Source organism: Streptomyces sp. LHD-70 (genome assembly GCF_031157275.1).
In the GTDB taxonomy this organism is placed as follows: domain Bacteria; phylum Actinomycetota; class Actinomycetes; order Streptomycetales; family Streptomycetaceae; genus Streptomyces.
This window is the reverse complement of sequence record NZ_JAVIFW010000002.1, coordinates 633,799-655,237: the sequence shown is the minus strand read 5'-3', so window position 1 is coordinate 655,237 and position 21,439 is coordinate 633,799. Positions and strand designations below refer to the sequence as shown.

Sequence of the window (21,439 nt, the reverse complement as noted above, 5' to 3'; positions counted from 1 at the left end):
CGCTAGGCCTTGGAGCCCACTCCAGGCCAAGCCCGGGCGTTCGGGGGCTGCCCCCGTGGCCATCCGCAGGCCACGCGGAATCGCGCAGCCCCGGGGGCTACGTCGTGTCCCGCAGCCCCAGTCGCAGGTGCTCGACATGGAACAGCGCCTGTTCCAGGAGTTCCGCGACGTGGTGGTCGTGCAGCGCGTACACGATCGAGCGGCCGCGGCGTTCGCCCGTGACCAGGCCCAGGTTGCGCAGCAGCCGCAGCTGGTGCGAGCACGCCGACTGCTCCAGCTCCGCCGCCTCGGCCAACTCGCTCACCGCGCACGGCCCTTCCTGCAGCCGCGCCAGGATCCGCAGCCGGGAAGGGGTGGCCAGGGCCTGCAGGGTCGCGGCGACATCGGCCGCGCCGACGGTGTCCAGACGTGCGCGCATGCCGGCGCGCTCCTTGTCGACTCCGTGGCCCATACGCACATCGTAGCGAGCCGCCACCCACCACCCCCAAATGAATGAAGAGCTGTTCATGTATGCGGGTATGGTGGAAGCATCCTGCTCGCCGCCAAGCTGAGGGGCTCCTTCGTCATGCCCGCGTCCGTACGGGAATCGACGGTCGACGTACCGGCCGTATCCGCCGCCCACCCCGTCACCCCCACCCGCCGCACCCGTCTGCTCGCCCTGCCCGAGGTGCGCTGGGCCGGGGCCGCCCTGGTCGCGTTCCTGCTCGCCCTGCCGCTGCACCTCGCGGGCCTGAGCGCCTGGTGGTGGGCGCCGCTGTACGCCGTCGCCTATGCCGCGGGCGGCTGGGAGCCCGCGCTCGAAGGGCTGCGCGCGCTGCGCGAGCGCACCCTCGACGTGGACCTCCTGATGATCGTCGCGGCCCTCGGTGCCGCCGCGATCGGGCAGGTCATGGACGGTGCGCTGCTCATCGTCATCTTCGCCACGTCCGGCGCCCTGGAGGCCCTGGCCACCGCCCGTACCGAGGACTCCGTACGCGGGCTCCTCGACCTCGCACCCGAGACCGCCACCCGGGTCACCGGAGAGGCGGAGGGGATGGAGGAGACAGAGGAGACCGTCCCGGCCGGGCGGCTGAGGGTCGGCGACGAGATCCTGGTCCGCCCCGGCGAGCGGATCGGCGCCGACGGCGAGGTCGTCGACGGCGCGGGCGAGGTCGACCAGGCCACCATCACCGGAGAGTCGCTGCCCGTGCCGAAGGGGCCGGGGGACGAGGTGTTCGCCGGTACGGTCAACGGCCCGGCGGGCGCCCTGCGGGTGCGGGTGCTGCGCGACCCGTCCGACACCGTGCTCGCCCGGATCGTCACGCTCGTTGAGGAGGCCTCCCGTACGAAGGCGCCGACGCAGCTGTTCATCGAGAAGGTGGAGCAGCGGTACGCCGTGGCCGTCGTCGTCGCCACGCTCGCCGTGTTCGGGATCCCGCTCGCCTTCGGCGCGGACCTCACGAGCGCACTCCTGCGCGCGATGACCTTCATGATCGTGGCCTCGCCGTGCGCGGTGGTCCTCGCCACGATGCCGCCGCTGCTCTCCGCGATCGCCAACGCGGGCCGGCACGGCGTCCTCGTGAAATCCGCCGTCGCGATGGAGCGCCTCGGCGAGATCGACACGGTCGCGTACGACAAGACCGGCACCCTCACCGAAGGCACCCCGCGCGTCGTCGCCGTCCGCCCCGAACCCGGCTTCGGCGAGCGGGAGTTGCTCACCCTCGCCGCCGCCGTCGAGCACCGCAGCGAACACCCCATCGCCCGCGCCGTCACCGAAGCCGCCCGCGAGCGCGACCTGCGGCTCCCGGAGGCGTACGACTTCACCTCGACGCCGGGCCGCGGCGTGACCGCCACCGTCGCGGGCCGCGAGGTCGAGGTGGGCGCCCCCGCCCGACTGCTCCCGGCGCACGCGGAACCGGCGCACGCGGAACCGGCGCACGCGGAACCCGACGACGGCAACACCACCGTCCTCGTCCTGGTCGACGGCGCCCCGGCCGGCCGCCTCGCCCTCGCCGACCGGCCGCGGCCCGACGCCGCCGCGGCCGTCGCCGACCTGGCCGAGCTCACCGGCACGCCCCCGGTCCTGCTCACCGGCGACGGCCCGGCGGCCGCGGCGGGCGTGGCGTCCGCGGTCGGCATCGCGGATGTGCGCGCGGGCCTGCTGCCGCACGAAAAGGCCTCAGCTGTACGGGAGTTGGCGGAGGCGGGCAGGAGCGTGCTCGTCGTCGGCGACGGAGTCAACGACGCCCCCGCCCTCGCCGCCGCCCACACCGGCGTCGCCATGGGTCGCGCGGGCTCCGACCTCGCCCTGGAGACGGCCGACGCCGTGGTCGTACGCGACGAACTCGCCGCCGTACCCAGGGCGGTGCGCCTGTCCCGCCGCGCCCGCCGCCTGGTCACCCAGAACCTGGTGATCGCCGGGGTGGGCATCGCGATCCTCACCGTCTGGGACCTGGTCGGCCATCTGCCGCTGCCCCTGGGTGTGGCGGGCCACGAGGGCTCGACGGTGCTCGTCGCGCTGAACGGGCTGCGGCTGCTGCGCGAAAAGGCCTGGTAGACCGGCTCGTTGTCGTCACAGCAACCGGGATTGTCGACGTAGGCCGTCCTCGCGTAGAAGGGCGAACCCCCGACAAAAAAGCCCGACGACGAGAACGAGGTGGGTGGCCGTGCGCATCGCACTGGCGCAGACGGACTGCGTCCTTGGCGACCTGGACGCCAATCTGAAGACCGCGGCGCGGATGGCCCAGGAGGCCGCCGAGCAGCAGGCGGACCTGGTGGTCTTCCCCGAGTTGAGCCTGCACGGGTACGCCCTCGGCTCCGTACCCGGCGACATCTCCCTGCCGCACGACGACCCGCGGCTCGCGGAGCTGTCCCGGTACGGGCCGGACGTCCTGGTCGGCCTGCACGAGGACGGCAGGCTGCGGCGCTACAACTCGGCGGTGTACCTGTCGGCCGGTACGCCGCTGCACACGCACCGCAAGCTGTACCTGCCCAACTACCTCGACTGGGAGGAGCGCAAGCACTTCAGCCCCGGCCACGCGCTGCGCGCCTTCGACACCCCGCACGCCCGCGCGGCCACCCTGATCTGCAACGACGCCTGGCAGCCCGTACTGCCCTGGCTCGCCGCGCAGGACGGCGCGGAAGTGCTGTTCGTGCCGACGAACAGCGGGGTCGGACTCGCGCCCGGCGCCATCGACACCGCGGAGTACTGGCAGAGCCTGCTGCTCAACATCGCCCGCCTGCAGCAGTGTTGGGTGGTCTTCGTGAACCGCGTCGGCGAGGAGGGCAAGGCCACGTTCTGGGGCGGCTCGCGGGTGCTCGACCCGTGGGGCGAGGTCGTCGCCGAGGCGCCGCGCGACCGGGAGTCGCTGACCGTGGTCGACCTCGACATCTCCGCGGTCCGCCGCCGGCGCCGGGAGATGCCGCTGATCGAGGAGCCGCGCTTCGGCCTCGTCTCGCGCGAGGTGCAACGGCTGATGAGCGAGGGCGTGGACTGAGCCTGCGCAGCCGACTGGACTCCCAGCGCCGCCTCGGCTGATGAGCGAGGGCGTGGACTGAGCCCCGCCCACTGGCGGTTGTCGACGCAGCAACTGCCGTTGTCCTGAGCGTCGGCCGCGGCGCAGGCTTGCGCCGTGTTCGACCTCCATGTGCACGCCGCACCCGATGTCACCCCCCGCCTCGCCGACGACCACGACGTGGTCTCCGCGTACGCCGCAGCCGGGTTCACCGGCTGCGTGCTCAAGGCCCACTACGAGTCGACCGTCGGCCGGGCGGCCGCCGCCGCCCGCGCCGCACCCCTGAAGGTCTACGGCGGCATCGCCCTCAACCAGCACGCCGGGGGCGTCAACCCGGCCGCCGTGGCCGCCGCCCTCGACGCCGGGGCGCGCGTCGTGTGGATGCCGACGGCGGACGCCCACACCCAGCAGACCGCCGGACTGCCCCGGCTCTGCGGACTGCGCACCGGACTCTCCCCGCACACCTACGCCGTACCGCCGGTCGACCCGGCCACCGGCGAGGCCGCGCGCGCCGTGTGCCGCATGGTCGCCGAGGCCGACGCGGTCCTCGCCACCGGGCACCTGTCCGCCGAGGAGTGCCGGTGGCTGGTGGCCGAGGCGCGGGCCGCCGGGGTCCGCCGGATCCTCCTCACCCACCCCTCGTACACCGTGCCCGGCATGGACGCGGAGCTCGCCGCCGCACTGACGGCCCAGGGTGCCGTCGCCGAGATCACCACCTACCAGCTCCTGCACCAGCCCGGCATGACGCCCGCCCGCCTCGCCCACTTCGCGCGCACCGTCGGACTCGACCGCATCGCGCTGTCCTCCGACGCGGGCCAGCCGGACTCGCCCCCGCCGCCGGAGGCCCTGCGGCTGCTGATCGGCACGCTTGCCGCCGAGGGCCTCGACCGCGGCGCCCTGACCGCCTGCGCGGGAGAGATCCCCGAGGCACTGGTGACGCCCTGATGCGGGCCCACGGCAGCCGCGGGATGAAGTTGCTCACACGACAACAAGGGTTGTCCTCGATGAAGCGCCACGGACATGATCCAGCCATGACAGTTGAGGGATCGTCCGGGCTCCACCGCACCGTCGCCATCCTGACGGTGCTGGGGTCCGACGAGGCGGCCGAGCAGGGCGGACTCGGGGTCGTCGAGATCGCCCGCCGGGTGGGCAAGGAGAAGAGCCAGGTGTCCCGGGCCCTCAAGTCGATGGAGCAGACCGGACTGGTGGAGCGCGACCCGCACTCCCTCGTCTACCGGCTCGGCTGGCGGATGTTCACCCTCGCCGCCAACGCGGGCCGGCCCCGGCTCCTCGCCGAGGGACCGGCCGTCCTGAAGCGGCTCGTCTCCGTGCTCAAGGAGCGCGTCCACGTGACCGTGCTCTGCGGCGACGGAGTCCTGACCGTCCTCTCCGAGAGCCCCATGCGCGCCATCCAGGCGACCGGCTGGGTGGGCCGGGTCACCCCCCTGCACTCCACCTCGTCCGGCCGCGCCCTGCTCTTCGACCACTCGCCCGACGAGATCCGGCTGCTGTGCGCGGACCTGTCCTTCGGACCCGGCTCGTACGGCGCGGACGCACCGGGAGCGTCGCGGGCACCCCGTGACGCCGACGACCTGATCGCCCGCGTCGACCAGGCGAGGAAGGCCGGATACGCCCTGGTGGACGAGGAGTTCGAGGCCGGACTCGTCGCGGCCGCCGCCCCGGTGCGCGACTTCCGGGGCCGGGTCGTCGCGGCGGTGAACGTCTCGGCGCCCGCCCACCGCATGAGCCGGGACCTCGACCGCGCGGGCCGGCTCACCCAGGCCGCCGCCGAGCAGCTCTCCCGCGCCATGGCGGGCATCGGCGGAACCGGCGGGGCCAGGCCGCCGACCCTCGCGGGGCTGTCCCCCGTACGCACGTGACCTGACCTGACCTGACCTGACCTGGCCCGGCCTGACCTGGCCCGACCGCCCGCACCCCCTTCGTACGCCACCGCCCTACCCACCCCTGCCCAGATCCAGCTCGCATCCAGCTCACATCCCGCTCACATCCAGCTCACACCCCGCTCACCGAGGAGCCCCCGTGATCACGCGCCCCTTCCCCTTCTTCAGCGAAGGCATCCGCCTCGACGCCGACCTCCACCTGCCCGACGACAACGGCGCCGGCGCCCCGTACCCCGTGCTCATCCCGTCCTCCGGCTACCAGGGCCTGAAGGTCATCCACCCCGAGCGCTTCGCCCGCGCCCTCACCCAGCGGGGCTACGCCGTCCTCGCCTTCGACTACCGCGGCTTCGGCCTCTCCGAGGGCGAGCGCGGCCGGCTCGCCCCGCAGGAGTGGGCCGACGACCTGCGCGCCGCCGTGGACCGGGCCGCCGCCGCCGAGCAGCTGGACGCCGAGCGGATCGGACTGATCGGCTGGGGCATGGGCGGCGGAGTCGTCGTCGCGGAGGCGGCGGACGACCCGCGCGTGCGCGCCGTGGCCTCCCTCAACGGCATCTCGGACGGCCGCCGTTCGACCCGCAGCATGCACGACGAGGAGTCCTGGAACAGCCTCGTCGAGCGGGTCGCCGCCGACCGCGGCCACCGCGCCGAGCACGGCCGCTCGGAGATCACCAGCCCCTGGGACATCATCCGCCTCGACCTGGACGGCCGTACGGACGGATACGTCGGCGAGGAGCTGTACAAGGCGCCCGGCTTCGGCTCCGGCGTCTCCCTGGAATCCGCCGACCTGCTGCTCCGCTTCTCCGCCGAGGCGGTCGCCGACCGGATCTCGCCGCGCCCGCTGCTCATCATCCACGGCGCCGAGAACGAGCTGCACAAGCCCGAGGAGGCCGAGGCGCTGTACGCGGCCGCCAAGGAGCCCAAGCAGCTCAAGTTCCTCGAAGGGCGCGGCCACACGGAGTGGATGTTCGACGACGACCCGACCTTCAAGTCGGTGGTGGAGGACCTCGACGCGTTCTTCGGCTCGGCGTTCGCGCAGGAACAGCAGCCGCAGCCCGTGACCGCCGCCGCCGACGCGCACTGATCCCGTCGGCCCGTCATGACCTTCCTCGACTACTTCGCGTCCAACTGGACGGACGTCGCCGACGCCACGCTGGCGCACGCCGTCCTGGTGCTCCAGGGACTCGGTCTGGCGGTGCTCATCGGGGTGCCGGTCGCGGTGGCCACCTACCGCACCGGCGCCCCGCGCACCGCGGTCCTCGGCTTCGCCGGACTGCTGCTCACGATCCCGTCGTACGCGCTGTTCGGGCTGCTCATCACCCCACTGGGGCTCGGCACCGGGCCCTCGGTCGTGGCCCTGACGATGTACGCGCTGCTGCCGGTGCTCCGCAACGCGGTGGTCGGCCTGCGCGGACTCGACCCGGCGGTCGTGGAGTCGGCCAGGGCGATGGGCATGACGCGGCTACGGGTCCTCGTCACCGTCGAACTGCCGCTCGCCTGGCCGGTGTTGCTCACCGGCCTGCGGGTGGCGACCCAGCTGCTCCTGGGCATCGCCGCGATCGCCGCGGCCGTGAACGGGCCGGGACTCGGCAACCTCATCCTCGACGGCCTGGCCAGCGCCGGTACGCCGTACGCCGCGTACCTCACCGTGGAAGGCTGCCTCGGCATCGTGCTGCTCGCCGTCGTCTTCGATCTGCTCTTCGCCGGACTGAACCGGCTCACCACTGCGAAGGGACTGGGTGCCTGACATGACGGACGAGAACCCCGGTACGGAAACGGCCGAGCGCACCGGTACGGAAGCGGCCGAGCACCCCGGTACGGAAGCGGCAGAGCATCCCATGATCCGCCTCGACCGGCTGGTCAAGCGCTACCCGGGCCAGGAGCAGGCGGCGGTCGAGGAGTTGACCCTCGACATACCCGCGGGCCGCATCGTCGCGTTCGTCGGGCCGTCCGGCTGCGGCAAGACGACGACGATGAAGCTGATCAACCGCCTCATCGAGCCGACCTCGGGCCGCATCCACCTCGACGGGCAGGACGTCACCGAACTGCCCGTGCACGAACTGCGCCGCCGCATCGGCTACGCCATCCAGTCCTCCGGGCTCTTCCCGCACCGCACCGTCGCCGACAACATCGCCACCGTGCCCCGGCTGCTCGGCTGGTCCCGGCAGCGGGTGACGGAGCGGGTGGACGAGCTCCTCACCATGGTGGGCCTGGACCCGGCTACGTACCGCGACCGCTACCCGAAGCAGCTCTCCGGCGGGCAGCAGCAACGCGTGGGCGTGGCCCGGGCGTTGGGCGGCGACCCGCAGGTGATGCTGATGGACGAGCCGTTCGGGGCGATCGACCCGCAGAACCGGGAGGCGCTGCAGGACGAGTTCCTGCGCATCCAGCGCACGGTCCGCAAGACCATCGTGTTCGTCACCCACGACATCGACGAGGCCTGCAAGATGGGCGACCTGATCGCGGTCTTCGGCGAGAACGGCAAGGTGCGCCAGTACGACACCCCGGAGCGCATCCTCGCCGAGCCCGCCGACGAGTTCGTCGCCGCGTTCATCGGCTCGGGCGCGGCCGTCCGCCGCCTCTCCCTGACCCGGCTCGGCACCCTCGACGTGCCCGAGTGGCCCACGGTCGACGCGGACGCCGACGCCGAGCGGCGCCTCGCCGTCGCGCGTGCGCAGGACCGGGAGTACTGCCTGCTGCTCGACGCCGACCGGCGCCCCGCAGGCTGGCTGCCCACCGCGGAGGCCGACACCGAACCCCCGTCGCACTTCCCGGTGTTCTCCACCCTCGGCCCGCACAGCACCCTGTTCGACGCGCTCGACCTGATGCTGTCCGCGGACACGTCGACGGTCGTCGTGGTCGACGGCGAGGGCCGCTACCGGGGCGTCCTGGAGATGGACACGGTGCGGGAGCTCATCAACAGCGAGCAGACCCGTACCACCCACGCCCGGCTCCAGGAGGCCTGAGAATGTCGGCCACCACCACCGCCTCGGCCACCACCGCCACCACACCGACCACCGCGACCTCGCGCCTGCCGCGCGCCGCCGCGTACGCGATCACCCCGCTCTGCCTCGGCACGGCCCTGGCCCTGCTGCTCTGGTACGTGGCGGGGCGGCCGCACGACCTGATCGAGCAGCGCAGCCTCAACTCGGCCTACCTGATCAGCCGTACGCTCACCCACCTGGAGCTGACGGCCGCCGTTACGGCCCTGATCCTCGCGATCGCCGTGCCGCTCGGCGTGCTCCTCACCCGGAGCTGGGCGCGCGCCCTGTCGGGCCCGATCCTCGCGGTGGCCAACATCGCGCAGGCCGTGCCGTCGATCGGCCTGATCGTGCTGCTCGCCGTGGTGTTCGTGAGCCTCGGCGTGCATCAGATCGCGCTGATCGCCTTCGTCGCGTACGGCGTCCTGCCGGTGCTGCGGAACACCATCGCCGGGCTGCAGCAGGTCGATCCGGCCGTGATCGAGTCGGCGCTGGGCATGGGCATGAGGCGCTCGACCGTGCTGTGGCGCATCGAACTGCCGCTGGCCGTACCGGTGATGCTGGCCGGGATCCGTACCGCCCTGGTCATCACGGTCGGCACGGTCGCGCTCGCGACGTTCATCGGCGCCGGCGGCCTGGGCGACGTCATCTCCAACGGCATCAACTCCGGCCGCAACCTGGTCCTCGTCACCGGGTCCGTCCTGGTCGCCGTGCTCGCGCTGCTCGTCGACTGGCTCGCCGGGATCGCCGAGGACACCCTGCGCCCCCGCGGGCTCTGAGCCCGCACGTACGGACAAGCCCCTACCGGAAGAGGGAGGCACACCGCCGTGCCCCGAAGCACCCCACGCGCAGCCCGGCGCAGGGCCCTGGCCGCGACGGCCCTCGTCCTCGCGACCCTCACGACGGCCTGCGGCCCGTCCGCCACCGGGCCCTCGGCGACGCAGCTCCAACAGGGCTCCCTGGCCCGGGACTTCGACCTGAACGGCGTCCGGCTCACCGTCGGTTCCAAGGAGTTCACCGAGCAGCAGATCCTCGGCAAGATCCTCCTGTACGCGCTGCGCGCAGCGGGCGCCAGGACCACGGACCAGACGGGCCTGAACGGCACCAACGTGGTGCGCCAGGCCCTGAAGCAGGGCCAGGTCGACATCTACTGGGAGTACTCCGGCACCGGCTGGACCCAGTTCCTCCAGCACGACAAGCCGATCCGCGGGGCGCAGCGGCAGTTCCGCGCCACGGCCCGCGAGGACCACGCGAAGAACGGCGTCACCTGGCTGGCACCGGCACGCTTCGGCAACCAGTACGCGCTGGCCCGCGCCAAGGACGCGAGCGGAGCGGCGGGCGAGGTGCACACCCTGTCGGACCTGGCGGAGTTCACCCGGAACCATCCGGAGCAGGCCACCCTGTGCGGGGCGTCGGAGTTCCTCGACCGTGAACTGCGCTCCTTCCAGAAGACGTACGACGCCCGCTTCCCGCCCGAGCTGACCTACCAGAACGCCCTGGCCCTGAACTACGTCAACGTCGCCAAGGCCAGCCCCTGCCGCTTCGCCGAGGTGTTCACGAGCGACGCCCGCATCACCTCGCTCGACCTGGAGGTCCTGGACGACGACCGCGGCCACTTCACCACCGAGCTGGCAGCCGTGACCGTACGCGACGAGACAGCGGCCGATCACCCTCAACTCAAGGCCCTGGCAGAGAAGTTGGGCGACGCCCTGACGGAGGAGCGGATGATCGAGCTGAACGGCATGGTCGACCTGGAGGGCCACACGCCCGACGAGGCGGCCCTGGCGTTCCTGTCCGAGCGGGGCTTCATCGGTACGGATACGTCCGCGTAGGGGGACTATCAGCCGGAGTCACGCGATTCGGCACCGGACAGCGGTAGTTCAAAACGGAACAACGCGGAGGACCCCACGCAAGAAGGCGGTCACATTGGGAACAACTCGGACAAGTCCCCCTCTTCGATTCCGCATTGTTATCTGAACCGGTCGATCACCCTGTAGGCATCACGTAAGTTCAGACCAAGGCTAATTCGCGTCGGCAAAGCCACGCGGTGCGGCACCGCACGGTGGAGGGGGCCGGGCGGTGCCGCGAGCCTCTCTCCGGGGGTCGTACACCCCGCACACCTCCCTACCGCCGTGACCCGCGGCACCCTAAAGTCACCTCGTGCCCGCGCTGCTCGCCACCCTCGCCGCCGTCTACGGCGCGCTCGCCGGAGTGCTCCTGCCGCGCGCCGCCCACCGCCTCGCGGTCACCTACGACGAGCCCTGGCGCGCCGACTGCCCCCAGGGCCACCCCCTCAGCGGCCCCGCGAACGGCTGGCTCGGCACCGCCCGCTGCTCCGACTGCCCGCCGCCCGCGCCCCGTTGGTACGGGCCCAGCACCCCGCTGCTCGCCACGCTCACCGCACTCCTGTGCGCCGCGCTCGCCGCGGCCTCGGGGCCGCGCCCCGAACTCGCCGTCTGGCTGGCCCTCGTCCCCTTCGGCGTCCTGCTCGCCGCCGTCGACCACGCCGTGCACCGGCTACCCGACGTCCTCACCCTGCCGCTCGCCGCCGCCGCCCTCGTCCTGCTCGGCGCCGCCGCGGCCCTCGACGGCGCGGCCGGCTCCTGGACCGGTTCGCTCCTCGGCGGCCTCGCCCTCGGCGGCACGTACCTCCTGCTCTTCCTCGCCCACCCCACCGGCATGGGCTTCGGCGACGTCAAGCTGGCGGTCGTCCTGGGGGTAACCCTTGGGTGGTACGGCTGGGGCGTGCTCGTCCTCGGCTTCGTCGCGGGCATCGGATACGGCGGCGGATACGCGCTCTCCCTGGTGCTGCGCGGGCGAGCGGGCCGCAGGACAGCGATGCCGCTCGGGCCCTGCATGCTCGCCGGAGCCGCCACCGGGCTCCTCTGTGGCGCGCTCGCCGGATAGCCCGCCACGCCGCTGCACGCCATGCCGCTCACGAAGGGTTATGGTGGAAACCCCCCCTCGGGCCGGTCCATCTCCCCCCCCCCATGGACCGGCCCGATTTTTTCTGCCCTGGCTCCGGTGCTACTGACGCCCGGCCCAGATGTTCGTCCCCGGCGTGGACACCGCGAACTTGTCGATCTCGGCCAGCTCCTCGTCGTCGAGCTTCGCACCGCTGAGCGCCGCGACGTTCTCCTCCAGCTGCTTCACGCTGGACGCGCCGATCAGCGCCGACGTCATCCGCTCGTCCCGCAGCACCCAGGTCAGCGCCAGCTGCGCGAGCGACTGGCCGCGCCGGGCCGCGATGTCGTTCAGGCCGTTCAGGCGGCGCAGCACCTCGTCGCTCAGCAGGTCCGGGTCCAGCGACTTGCCCTGCGTCGCCCGCGACCCCTCCGGGATGCCCTTCAGGTACTTCCCGGTGAGCAGCCCCTGCGCCAGCGGCACGAACGAGATACAGCCCATGCCCGCCTCCTCCAGGACGTCGAGCAGCGCGTCGTCCTCGGTCCAGCGGTTGATCATCGAGTACGACGGCTGGTGGATCAGCGGCCGCACTCCCATGTCGTCAAGAATCCGCACGGCCTCCCGCGTCTGCTCACTCGTGTACGAGGAGACGCCCACGTACAGCGCCTTGCCCTGCTGCACCGCGGACGCCAGGGCGCCCATGGTCTCCTCCAGCGGGGTGTTCGGGTCGAAGCGGTGCGAGTAGAAGATGTCGACGTAGTCCACGCCCATCCGCTTGAGCGAGGCGTCCAGGGACGACATCAGGTACTTGCGCGAGCCCCACTCGCCGTACGGGCCGGGGTGCATCAGATAGCCGGCCTTCGTGGACAGGACCAGCTCGTCCCGGTACGGCGCGAAGTCCTGCTTCAGGAGCTTGCCGAAGTTCAGCTCCGCCGAGCCGGGCGGCGGTCCGTAGTTGTTCGCCAGGTCGAAGTGCGTCACGCCGAGGTCGAAGGCGCGGCGCAGGATCGCGCGCTGGTTGTCGAGGCCCTTGTCGTCGCCGAAGTTGTGCCACAGGCCGAGCGAGATCGCGGGCAGCTTCAGGCCGGAGCGGCCGGTGCGCCGGTACTCCATCGCGTCGTAACGGTCACCGGCGGCGCGGTACACACGGTTGTCGTTCATGGGTACGAAGCTACCCGCCAGGCGGGACGCACCCTTGGACGGAGAGCGCCGCCACCGGCGGTAAGGTGGCGCCTTCGGGGGCCGCATCTGCCATCTGCACCGAGGGGCTGAAGAGAGTGAACCTGCGCGACCTGGTGTACGGGCTTTACGCACGCCGGGTGGAAGGCCGCCTCGACCACTCCGCGGTGCCGAAGCACATCGGCGTCATCATGGACGGAAACCGACGCTGGGCGAAGGCGTCCGGCAGCACGACCGTGCACGGCCACCAGGCCGGGGCCGAGAAGATCTCCGAGTTCCTCGGCTGGTGCTCCGAGACCGATGTGGAAGTCGTCACTCTCTGGCTGCTCTCCACCGACAACTTCGACCGCCCGGCGGACGAGCTGGGCCCGCTGCTCGGCATCATCGAGAACGTCGTCCGCACCCTCGCCTCCGACGGCCGCTGGCGCGTGCACCACGTCGGCACCCCGGACATCCTGCCCACCCAGCTGCGGGGCGCGGTCAAGGAGGCCGAGGAGTCCACGGCGCACGTCGACGGCATAACGGTCAACGTCGCGGTCGGCTACGGCGGCCGCCAGGAGATCGCCGACGCGGTCCGCTCGATGCTCATCGAGCACGCCGAGAAGGGCACCCCCATCGAGGCGCTCGCCGAGGTCGTCGACACCGACATGATCGGCCGCCACCTCTACACCAGCGACCAGCCCGACCCGGACCTCGTCATCCGCACCAGCGGCGAGCAGCGCCTGTCCGGCTTCATGCTCTGGCAGACCGCGCACTCCGAGTACTACTTCTGCGAAGTCTTCTGGCCCGCCTTCCGCAAGGTCGACTTCCTGCGCGCCCTGCGCGACTACGCCGCACGGCACCGGCGTTACGGCTCCTGACACCCCGTCGAGACCGCAGGTCACCGGACGTTCATCAACGCGTCGTCGTACGCCCCCGCATGCCTTGCCCCGTTCGAGGGCATACCCATGTCAAGTGACTCCCCGGCCAGGGGAGTCGCATCTCAGCGGGTGGCACGGGGCTGCCCGCCCGGGAGGCCCTTTGCACCTCAAGGACCGTACGTCGTACGGACTCGTGGAGGGCCGGCGCTCGGCCCGCGCGCAGGGGCACGAGCCCGGTCCATCCCCCCGCGACGCCGTCGCTCCCCTACCTCATCCGAGGGGGTACGTCCTTCCGTGGTGACCAGCACAAAGCGCCGCACTCCCGACAGGCGCACCTACGTTCTCGACACCAGCGTGCTGCTGGCTGACCCGAACGCCATGAACCGCTTCGACGAACACGAAGTAGTGCTTCCGATCGTGGTGGTCACGGAACTAGAGGCCAAGCGGCACCATCCCGAACTCGGTTACTTCGCCCGGCAGGCCCTGCGCATGCTGGACGACTGCCGGATCAGGCACGGGCGGCTCGACGCCCCCATCCCGATCGGCGAACTGGGCGGGACGCTGCGGGTCGAGCTCAACCACTCGGATCCCGGAGTGCTTCCGGCCGGCTATCGAATGGGGGACAACGACTCCCGCATCCTCGCGGTCGCCCGCAACCTGCAGGCGGAGGGGTACGACGTCACGGTCGTATCCAAGGACCTGCCGCTGCGGATCAAGGCGTCCTCCGTCGGGCTCCTCGCCGAGGAGTACCGCGCGGAACTCGCCATCACGGACTCCGGCTGGACCGGAATGTCCGAACTCGCCCTGTCCGGTGAGCAGGTGGACCTCCTCTTCGAGCAGGACACCCTGTACGTACCGGAGGCGGCGGACCTGCCCGTGCACACGGGGCTCACGCTGATCTCGGAGAAGGGCAAGGCGCTCGGCCGGGTCACGCCCGAGGGCAACGTCCGTCTCGTACGCGGCGATCGTGAGGCCTTCGGCATCAAGGGCCGCAGCGCCGAACAGCGCATCGCCCTCGACATGCTGCTCGATCCGGACATCGGCATCCTGTCGATGGGCGGCCGGGCGGGCACCGGCAAATCGGCGCTCGCGCTCTGCGCGGGTCTGGACGCGGTGCTCGAACGCAGGCAGCACCAGAAGGTGATGGTCTTCCGGCCGCTGTACGCGGTCGGCGGTCAGGAGCTCGGCTATCTGCCCGGCAGCGAGGCCGAGAAGATGGGCCCGTGGGCGCAAGCGGTCTTCGACACGCTCTCGGCGGTCACGAGCCGCGAGGTCATCGAGGAGGTCACGGCGCGCGGCATGCTGGAGGTCCTGCCGCTCACCCACATCCGCGGCCGCTCCCTCCATGACGCCTTCGTCATCGTGGACGAGGCGCAATCCCTGGAGCGGAACGTCCTGTTGACCGTTCTGTCCCGTATTGGGGCGAACTCCCGGGTCGTCCTCACCCACGATGTCGCCCAGCGCGACAACCTCAGGGTGGGGCGGTACGACGGAGTCGTCGCCGTGGTCGAGAAGCTGAAGGGCCATCCGCTCTTCGCGCACGTGACCCTGAACCGCTCCGAGCGCTCGCAGATCGCGGCGCTCGTGACCGAAATGCTGGAGGACGGTCACATCTGACGGGTCATGGGCACCATGTGTGCGATGCCCGAAAAGCAGTACCTCCGCCTATCTACGCGGGAGTTGGCGCCGTCCGGCGAAGCCGAAGAGCTTAGCCGGGCGGCGTCTCGGCGTACGCGCATTTCCTCAAAACTCCTGGGGCAAACGGGGTGTGAGCTTTCACACGCAACGCAGAATTGCCTCGCGGCATCCCGTTCCGGCAGAGTCGTGGTCCTGTCAGGCCCCGCATGCGGCACTTGCGCACCCCCAGCGGTGTGGAACACCAGAACTTCATAGAGACCGCCGCATGCCACCCGCTTCACAGGAGCCCACTCCCGCAAGGGAGTTGCCCCTGGGGTCCGTGCCGCCCGTGACCATGTGCAGTGGGTGGCCAGCGCCAGGGGCACGATTGCGCCCGAAAGGTCACCGACCGGGCGATGCTGGAAGGAATGCATGTGAGCCGGATTTCGGTCCGGGGATTCGCGGTGGCTTCGGCCACAGCGGTCACCACTGTCGGCGCCGTCGTGGGCGTTGCCTCGGGCAGCACCCAGCCCTCCAACGACATGGAGGCGACGGCAGCGTCGGGCGAAGGGACGCTGCTCGCCGACATCCCCGCGGGCCAGCAGGCCGAGGTGCAGACCGCATCTCTGGCTCAGCAGGCCGACGCACAGGCTGTTGCCGCCGATGCCGCCGCGCAGAAGTCCGCGGAGGAGTCGGCGCGCAAGAAGGCCGCCGAGGACGCGGTCGCCAAGAAGGAAGCCGCGGAGCAGAAGCTCGCCGACGAGAAGGCCGCCGCGAAGCGCGAGGCGGAGCTCAAGGCCAGCCGCTCCGAAGCGCGTGCGGACATCTCCGACATCGCGAAGCAGAGCTCGTACACCGTCGCGGAGACCCAGGCGATCGCTCGCCAGATGGTTCCCGCGGACCAGTTCCAGTGCTTCAGCAACATCGTGGACCACGAGTCCACCTGGAACTACCGGGCCTCCAACCCGTCCTCCGGTGCCTACGGTCTCGTGCAGGCGCTGCCCGGCTCCAAGATGGCCTCCGCCGGTTCCGACTGGCAGACCAACCCGGCCACGCAGATCAAGTGGGGCCTGGGCTACATGAACGACCGGTACGGCAGCCCCTGCGGTGCCTGGGACTTCTGGCAGGCCAACAACTGGTACTGAGACAAAGGCGTTACGCCTGACGCTCAACTTCGTGGAGCCCTTCACCGTCCTACGGTGGGGGGCTCCACGCATGTACGGTCACAGAGGAAAAATCCGGGGGACAAGGGAAAGCCGATGACGAGAGTGCCAGGGTGGCTGGGCCGGCTCGGGGGCCGACTGACCCGTATGGGAGAGCGGTTGGAGGAGCGCCGCGCCGCCGCGGAGGACGAACCGCACCGCAGCGAGGTGCCCGCGCCGCCGGACTACCCGCCCGACGCGGGGCCCGAGCCCGCTCCCGACTCCGCTCCCGACCAGGTGCCCCTGCCGCCCGCCTACGCGCCCGCGGTCGCCGCCCGGCTCGAACCCGTGGCCGCCGTGCCCTGGGGGCTGCGGGTCGCGGCCGAGGCGGGGTGGCGGCTGCTCGTACTCGCCGCCGCGGTCTGGGTGTTGGCGCGCGCCATCACCTCGATCCAGCTCGTCGTCATGGCCTTCCTGGCCGCGCTCCTCATCACCGCACTGCTGCATCCCGCCGTCGGACGGCTGCGCTCCCTCGGCCTGCCGCGCGGACTCGCCACCGCCGTCACGTTCATCACCGGCTTCGTCATCATGGGCCTGGTCGGCTGGTTCGTGGTCTGGCAGGTCATGGAGAACATCGACACCCTCTCCGAACGCGTCCAGGAGGGCATCGACGAACTCCAGAAGTGGCTCCTGGAGAGCCCCTTCCATGTCACCGAGGACCAGATCAAGGACATCGCGAAGAACCTGCGCGACGCCGTCGGCACCAACACCGAGGAGATCACCACCGCGGGCCTCGAAGGCGTCACGGTGGTCGTGGAGTTCCTCACCGGCATCCTGCTCGCGATGTTCTGCACGCTGTTCCTGCTCTACGACGGCAAGCGCATCTGGAACTGGACCCTCAAGGCCGTTCCGGCGCAGGCCCGTCCGGGAGTCGCCGGGGCCGGCCCCAAGGCGTGGCGCACCCTCACCGCGTACGTCCGCGGCACGGTGATCGTCGCCCTCATCGACGCGATCTTCATCGGCATCGGCATCTACTTCCTCGACGTCCCGATGGCCGTGCCGCTCGCCGTGTTCATCTTCCTGTTCGCGTTCATCCCGCTCGTGGGTGCGGTGATCTCGGGTGCGCTCGCGGTGGTCGTCGCGCTGGTGACGCAGGGCGTGTTCACGGCGCTCATGGCGCTGATCGTGGTGCTCGCGGTGCAGCAGATCGAGGGCCATGTGCTGCAGCCGTTCATCCTCGGCCGCGCGGTACGGGTGCATCCGCTGGCGGTCGTGCTGTCCGTGGCGGCCGGGGGGATGGTCGGCGGAATCGGCGGCGCGGTCGTCGCGGTCCCGCTCGTCGCCGTGGCGAACACGGTGGTGGGGTACTTGCGGGCGTACTCGCAGGAGCAGGCGCTACGGATGTCGCCCCGCCCGCACGGGTCCACCGCGGTGGACGTCGCCCCTGGCGCTCCGCCGTCCCCGCCTCCGGCGGATTGATCCCCTCCCCGCCCCTTCCCGAAAGCTTGCAGCAGCTTGTCGTTCGGCTGCTGCGCCGTCGTGGCTGGTCGGGCAGTTCCCCGCGCCCCTGAAAAACAGCCCCTCCGGCGCTTGAGGGGAGGGGAGGGGAGAACGCAAGCGGCCCCCACCTGGACGTACCTGGTGAGGGCCACAAACCTGAACCGTTTACGCCAGAACCGCTTCCGCGTCCAGCGTCGCGCCGACCGCCTGAAGGACGGCCGCGATCTTGATCGCTTCCTGGATCGTCTCGCGGTCCACGCCCGCCTTGCGGAGCACCTGCTCGTGCGAGTCCAGGCACATCCCGCAGCCGTTGATCGCCGAGACCGCGAGCGACCACAGCTCGAAGTCGACCTTGTCGACGCCGGGGTTGCCGATCACGTTCATCCGCAGGCCGGCGCGCATCGTGCCGTACTCCGGGTCGGAGAGCAGGTGACGCGTCCGGTAGAAGACGTTGTTCATCGCCATGATGGCGGCCGCGGACTTGGCCGCGGTGAACGCCTCCGGCGACAGGTTCGCCTTCGCCTCCGGCTCCAGCTCCCGCAGCACGCGCGGCGAACGCGAGGCGATCGCGCAGGCGAGCACCGTGCCCCACAGCTGCTGCTGCGGCAGGTCGGAGTTGCCGATCACCGAACCGAGGTTCAGCTTCAGGTCCTTGGCGTAGTCCGGGACCGCGGACTTCAGCTCGTCGAGTGCCATCTGAAGATCACTCGCCCGACAGGAGGGCGACCGGGTCGAGGGTGTCCTCGCCCTTCGACCAGTTGCAGGGGCAGAGCTCGTCGGTCTGCAGGGCGTCGAGGACCCGCAGGACCTCCTTCGGGTTACGGCCCACGGAACCGGCGGTCACCATCGAGAACTGGATCTCGTTGTTCTGGTCGACGATGAACACGGCACGCTGCGCGAAGCCGTCCTCGCCCTCGACGCCGCAGTCGCGCATGAGCTCGTGCTTCGAGTCGGCCAGCATCGGGAAGGGCAGGTCACGCAGGTCGTCGTGGTCCTTGCGCCAGGCGTGGTGCACGAACTCCGAGTCGCCGGAGACGCCGAGGATCTGGGTGTCGCGGTCGGCGAACTCGTCGTTCAGCTTGCCGAACGCGGCGATCTCGGTGGGGCAGACGAAGGTGAAGTCCTTCGGCCAGAAGAACACCACGCGCCACTTGCCCTCGTAGGACTTGTGGTTGATCTGCTCGAACTCCTTGCCGCTCTCCAGCGACACGCAGGCGGTCAGGTCGTACGTGGGGAACTTGTCACCGACAGTGAGCACGCGCTCTCCTTGCGAGGTGTGGAAAACCCTCTTTTAGGGTTTTCCTGAGGGTTGGACGTTCGCGCTGATCCTGGCACAACCTGCATTGATCGCAGAAATAGCTAGACTTGGTCATGTTGATCGGAGGTGGCTATCAGTGGCCGTGAGTAAGGGGACTGCCGCACGGGGTGCCAAGCAGCCGAGCCTCGCGCAGCTGCGGGCGTTCGACGCCGTAGCCGAACATCTGCACTTCCGGGACGCCGCAGCGGCGATCGGAATGAGCCAGCCCGCGCTGTCCGGGGCCGTCTCCGCCCTGGAGGAGGCGCTCGGCGTGCAGCTCCTGGAGCGCACCACGCGCAAGGTGCTGCTCTCGCCCGCGGGGGAGCGGCTCGCCGCGCGCGCCAAGGACGTGCTGGAGGCGGTCGGGGCGCTGATGGAGGAGGCCGAGGCGGTGCGCGCGCCGTTCACCGGGGCGCTGCGGCTCGGCGCGATCCCGACCGTGGCGCCGTATCTGCTGCCGAGCGTGCTGCGCCTGGTGCACGAGCGGTACCCGGAGCTCGACCTCCAGGTGCACGAGGAGCAGACCGCGTCCCTCGTCGACGGACTGCTCGGAGGCCGCCTCGACCTGCTGCTGCTCGCCGTGCCGCTCGGCGTGCCCGGGGTGACCGAACTCCCGCTGTTCGACGAGGACTTCGTCCTCATCACGCCGCTCGACCACTGGCTCGGCGGCCGCGAGGGCATCCCGCGCGAGGCGCTGCGCGAGCTGAACCTGCTGCTCCTCGACGAGGGCCACTGCCTGCGCGACCAGGCCCTCGACATCTGCCGGGAGGCGGGCCGCGGGGACGCCCCCGTGACGACGACCGCGGCCGGGCTCTCCACTCTCGTGCAGCTGGTGGCGGGCGGGCTCGGGGTGACGCTGCTGCCGCGTACCGCGGTCAAGGTGGAGACCAGCCGCTCCAGCCAGTTGCTCACCGGCTACTTCGCGGAGCCCGCGCCCACCCGCAGGATCGCTCTCGCGATGCGGACGGGGGCGGCGCGCGGGGCGGAATACGCTGCGCTGGCTGCGGAGTTGAGGCGGGCCATGTCGGCGTTGCCGGTGCGCCCGGTGCCCCTTTAGTCGCCGGTTCAGGTGGTGCCCCTTCAGGGGCGCGGGGAACTGCGCGAGCGACCACGACGGCGCTGCACGCGGCAACGGCGAGCACAGAGCAGACGCGTCTGCCGAGTCCGCGCCGTCGGCGGGTGCAGCGCCGCCGTGGCTGGTCGCGCAGTTCCCCGCGCCCCTGAAGGGGCACCTCCCCGCGCCCCTACCGGGGCTTCGGTGGGCGGCCCCGCTTGGGGATCGGCTTCGCCTCGCCCGGGAGGCGGCCCGCCTCCGACAGTGCCCTGCGCAGCAGGTACTCGATCTGCGCGTTCGTGGACCGCAACTCTTCCCCGGCCCACCGGGCCAACGCATCGTGCACCGACGGATCGAGCCGCAACAGCACCTGCTTGCGCTGCTGTTGCGGCTTCCGCTTCGGGGTGGGGTCCCCGGCTTCGGGCGGAGTCACTGGTACAGCGACCCCGTGTTGAGGACCGGCTGCGCCGCGCGGTCACCGCAGAGCACCACCATCAGGTTGGACACCATCGCCGCCTTGCGCTCCGAGTCGAGTTCCACGATGTCCTGCTCGGTGAGCCGGTTGAGCGCCGCCTCGACCATGCCGACCGCGCCGTCCACGATCTGCCGCCGCGCCGCGACCACCGCACCGGCCTGCTGGCGCTGCAGCATCGCCGAGGCGATCTCCGGTGCGTACGCGAGGTGCGTGAAGCGGGACTCGATGATCTGCACACCGGCCGCCTCCACGCGCGCGTGCAGCTCGACCGCCAGCTTCTCGGTGATCTCCTCGGCGTTGCCGCGCAGCGACAGGCCCTCCTCGTCGTGCGCGTCGTAGGGGTACTCGATCGCGATGTGCCGCACGGCCGCCTCGGTCTGTGTCGAGACGAACTCCAGGAAGTCGTCCACCTCGAACGAGGCCTGTGCGGTGTCCTCGACCTTCCATACGACGACCGCGGCCAGCTCGATCGGGTTGCCGTACGCGTCGTTGACCTTGAGGACGGCGGTCTCGTGGTTGCGGACCCGGGTGGAGATCTTCACCCGGGACGTCAGCGGGTTGACCCAGCGCAGGCCGTCCGTACGGATCGTGCCGCGGTACCGGCCGAAGAGCTGGACGACGCGCGCCTCGCCCGGCGCCACCATGTTCAGCCCGCACATCGCGAGGAACGCGGCGATGCCGATCAGCACACCCGCGACGATCACGACCGCCTTCGCCCCAGCCGATCCGGCCATCGTGCCGAACACCACCAGAGCGATGCCGGCGGCCAGTCCGAGCAGGCCGAGGAGGAGGGCGAGCCCGCCGCCGATGGAGTGCGCGGCGAACTCCCGGACGCGGGGCTCGGGCACCTCGGGGGTGTCGGCGGCGGGGGTGCGGTCCTGGGTTGGGGTGCGGTCCTGGGTTGGGATGTGGTCGTGACTGGTCATGGCGGTCCCCGATTCTGTGTGCTCTCAATGGAGAAGCAAAGTGATAGCACTTTAGCGTTCTCTGCACTCTCTTGCCAACCTGTCTGCCAACCGTCTGCCAGCAGTCCGTTGC

Annotated in this window: 21 protein-coding genes; 15 read left to right on the top strand and 6 right to left on the bottom strand. The window is 71.1% G+C overall.

From position 1 onward, the window contains the following. Nucleotides 1-97: 97 nt before the first annotated feature. Nucleotides 98-451 (bottom strand): metalloregulator ArsR/SmtB family transcription factor, encoded by a 354-nt coding sequence (locus RCO28_RS07925; protein ID WP_308940248.1) that lies wholly within the window; start codon nt 449-451, stop codon nt 98-100. A 114-nt stretch (nt 452-565) separates the two neighbouring features. On the opposite strand from RCO28_RS07925, the gene RCO28_RS07920 reads away from it, so the two are divergent. From RCO28_RS07920 to RCO28_RS07875, 10 genes are all read left to right on the top strand, one after another. Next, nucleotides 566-2,536, top strand: coding sequence for a heavy metal translocating P-type ATPase (locus tag RCO28_RS07920; protein WP_308940247.1), 1,971 nt, complete (start codon nt 566-568; stop codon nt 2,534-2,536). A gap of 109 nt (nt 2,537-2,645) precedes the next feature. Next, nucleotides 2,646-3,476 carry a nitrilase-related carbon-nitrogen hydrolase gene (locus RCO28_RS07915; protein WP_308940246.1) on the top strand — a complete coding sequence of 277 codons (831 nt, stop codon included), beginning with the start codon at nt 2,646-2,648 and terminating at the stop codon, nt 3,474-3,476. Between the two features lie 135 nt (nt 3,477-3,611). Further along, nucleotides 3,612-4,439, top strand: a complete 828-nt coding sequence (locus RCO28_RS07910) for a DUF6282 family protein (protein WP_308940245.1) — start codon at nt 3,612-3,614, stop codon at nt 4,437-4,439. An 86-nt stretch (nt 4,440-4,525) separates the two neighbouring features. Next, nucleotides 4,526-5,374 carry an IclR family transcriptional regulator gene (locus RCO28_RS07905; RefSeq protein WP_308940244.1) on the top strand — a complete coding sequence of 283 codons (849 nt, stop codon included), beginning with the start codon at nt 4,526-4,528 and terminating at the stop codon, nt 5,372-5,374. Nucleotides 5,375-5,534: 160 nt separating this feature from the next. Further along, nucleotides 5,535-6,476, top strand: coding sequence for an alpha/beta fold hydrolase (locus RCO28_RS07900; RefSeq protein WP_308940243.1), 942 nt, complete (start codon nt 5,535-5,537; stop codon nt 6,474-6,476). A gap of 15 nt (nt 6,477-6,491) precedes the next feature. Next, entirely contained in the window at nt 6,492-7,139 is a 648-nt protein-coding gene (locus tag RCO28_RS07895) for an ABC transporter permease (protein ID WP_308940242.1), read from the top strand. 1 nt (nt 7,140) lies between these two features. After that, the gene (locus tag RCO28_RS07890; protein ID WP_308940241.1) at nt 7,141-8,358 is read left to right on the top strand and encodes an ATP-binding cassette domain-containing protein; all 1,218 of its coding nucleotides are present in this window, start codon (nt 7,141-7,143) and stop codon (nt 8,356-8,358) included. Nucleotides 8,359-8,360: 2 nt separating this feature from the next. Further along, nucleotides 8,361-9,152, top strand: a complete 792-nt coding sequence (locus RCO28_RS07885) for an ABC transporter permease (RefSeq protein WP_308940240.1) — start codon at nt 8,361-8,363, stop codon at nt 9,150-9,152. 48 nt (nt 9,153-9,200) lie between these two features. Beyond that, a complete protein-coding gene (locus RCO28_RS07880; protein ID WP_308940239.1) occupies nt 9,201-10,205 on the top strand; it encodes a glycine betaine ABC transporter substrate-binding protein in 1,005 nt (334 codons plus the stop codon). A 328-nt stretch (nt 10,206-10,533) separates the two neighbouring features. Next, entirely contained in the window at nt 10,534-11,280 is a 747-nt protein-coding gene (locus tag RCO28_RS07875; RefSeq protein WP_308940238.1) for a prepilin peptidase, read from the top strand. Between the two features lie 120 nt (nt 11,281-11,400). Here RCO28_RS07875 and mgrA read toward each other — a convergent pair whose 3' ends face one another. Then, on the bottom strand, nt 11,401-12,438 hold the full coding sequence (mgrA, locus tag RCO28_RS07870) for an L-glyceraldehyde 3-phosphate reductase (RefSeq protein ID WP_308940237.1): 1,038 nt from the start codon (nt 12,436-12,438) through the stop codon (nt 11,401-11,403). 116 nt (nt 12,439-12,554) lie between these two features. Here mgrA and RCO28_RS07865 point away from each other — a divergent pair, with 116 nt between their 5' ends. From RCO28_RS07865 to RCO28_RS07850, 4 genes are all read left to right on the top strand, one after another. Next, the gene (locus RCO28_RS07865; RefSeq protein ID WP_308940236.1) at nt 12,555-13,316 is read left to right on the top strand and encodes an isoprenyl transferase; all 762 of its coding nucleotides are present in this window, start codon (nt 12,555-12,557) and stop codon (nt 13,314-13,316) included. A gap of 294 nt (nt 13,317-13,610) precedes the next feature. Continuing rightward, nucleotides 13,611-14,933, top strand: a complete 1,323-nt coding sequence (locus RCO28_RS07860) for a PhoH family protein (protein ID WP_308940235.1) — start codon at nt 13,611-13,613, stop codon at nt 14,931-14,933. A 416-nt stretch (nt 14,934-15,349) separates the two neighbouring features. Continuing rightward, nucleotides 15,350-16,078: a transglycosylase SLT domain-containing protein gene (locus RCO28_RS07855; RefSeq protein ID WP_308940234.1), complete on the top strand. Its 729-nt coding sequence runs from the start codon at nt 15,350-15,352 to the stop codon at nt 16,076-16,078. Nucleotides 16,079-16,192: 114 nt separating this feature from the next. Next, the gene (locus RCO28_RS07850; protein ID WP_308940233.1) at nt 16,193-17,554 is read left to right on the top strand and encodes an AI-2E family transporter; all 1,362 of its coding nucleotides are present in this window, start codon (nt 16,193-16,195) and stop codon (nt 17,552-17,554) included. A 186-nt stretch (nt 17,555-17,740) separates the two neighbouring features. Here RCO28_RS07850 and RCO28_RS07845 read toward each other — a convergent pair whose 3' ends face one another. Beyond that, a complete protein-coding gene (locus RCO28_RS07845) occupies nt 17,741-18,271 on the bottom strand; it encodes an alkyl hydroperoxide reductase (protein WP_308940232.1) in 531 nt (176 codons plus the stop codon). Nucleotides 18,272-18,278: 7 nt separating this feature from the next. Then, the gene (locus RCO28_RS07840) at nt 18,279-18,833 is read right to left on the bottom strand and encodes a peroxiredoxin (RefSeq protein WP_308940231.1); all 555 of its coding nucleotides are present in this window, start codon (nt 18,831-18,833) and stop codon (nt 18,279-18,281) included. A 142-nt stretch (nt 18,834-18,975) separates the two neighbouring features. Here RCO28_RS07840 and RCO28_RS07835 point away from each other — a divergent pair, with 142 nt between their 5' ends. Further along, nucleotides 18,976-19,929, top strand: coding sequence for a LysR substrate-binding domain-containing protein (locus RCO28_RS07835; protein WP_308940230.1), 954 nt, complete (start codon nt 18,976-18,978; stop codon nt 19,927-19,929). A gap of 187 nt (nt 19,930-20,116) precedes the next feature. On the opposite strand, the gene RCO28_RS07830 is transcribed toward RCO28_RS07835, so the two are convergent. Both RCO28_RS07830 and RCO28_RS07825 read right to left on the bottom strand, forming a co-directional pair. Then, on the bottom strand, nt 20,117-20,359 hold the full coding sequence (locus RCO28_RS07830; protein WP_308940229.1) for a hypothetical protein: 243 nt from the start codon (nt 20,357-20,359) through the stop codon (nt 20,117-20,119). Further along, complete coding sequence (locus tag RCO28_RS07825) at nt 20,356-21,327, bottom strand: SPFH domain-containing protein (RefSeq protein ID WP_308940228.1); 972 nt, start codon at nt 21,325-21,327, stop codon at nt 20,356-20,358. The genes RCO28_RS07830 and RCO28_RS07825 overlap by 4 nt, the downstream gene beginning before the upstream one ends. Between the last annotated feature and the right edge of the window lie 112 nt (nt 21,328-21,439).

Coding starts and splice junctions, on each gene's coding strand:
- RCO28_RS07890 (WP_308940241.1), top strand. CDS start 7,141: ATGACGGACGAGAACCCCGGTACGGAAACGGCCGAGCGCACCGGTACG.
- RCO28_RS07885 (WP_308940240.1), top strand. CDS start 8,361: ATGTCGGCCACCACCACCGCCTCGGCCACCACCGCCACCACACCGACC.
- RCO28_RS07825 (WP_308940228.1), bottom strand. CDS start 21,327: ATGACCAGTCACGACCACATCCCAACCCAGGACCGCACCCCAACCCAG.
- mgrA (WP_308940237.1), bottom strand. CDS start 12,438: ATGAACGACAACCGTGTGTACCGCGCCGCCGGTGACCGTTACGACGCG.
- RCO28_RS07855 (WP_308940234.1), top strand. CDS start 15,350: ATGCTGGAAGGAATGCATGTGAGCCGGATTTCGGTCCGGGGATTCGCG.
- RCO28_RS07925 (WP_308940248.1), bottom strand. CDS start 451: ATGGGCCACGGAGTCGACAAGGAGCGCGCCGGCATGCGCGCACGTCTG.
- RCO28_RS07905 (WP_308940244.1), top strand. CDS start 4,526: ATGACAGTTGAGGGATCGTCCGGGCTCCACCGCACCGTCGCCATCCTG.
- RCO28_RS07895 (WP_308940242.1), top strand. CDS start 6,492: ATGACCTTCCTCGACTACTTCGCGTCCAACTGGACGGACGTCGCCGAC.
- RCO28_RS07850 (WP_308940233.1), top strand. CDS start 16,193: ATGACGAGAGTGCCAGGGTGGCTGGGCCGGCTCGGGGGCCGACTGACC.
- RCO28_RS07920 (WP_308940247.1), top strand. CDS start 566: ATGCCCGCGTCCGTACGGGAATCGACGGTCGACGTACCGGCCGTATCC.
- RCO28_RS07845 (WP_308940232.1), bottom strand. CDS start 18,271: ATGGCACTCGACGAGCTGAAGTCCGCGGTCCCGGACTACGCCAAGGAC.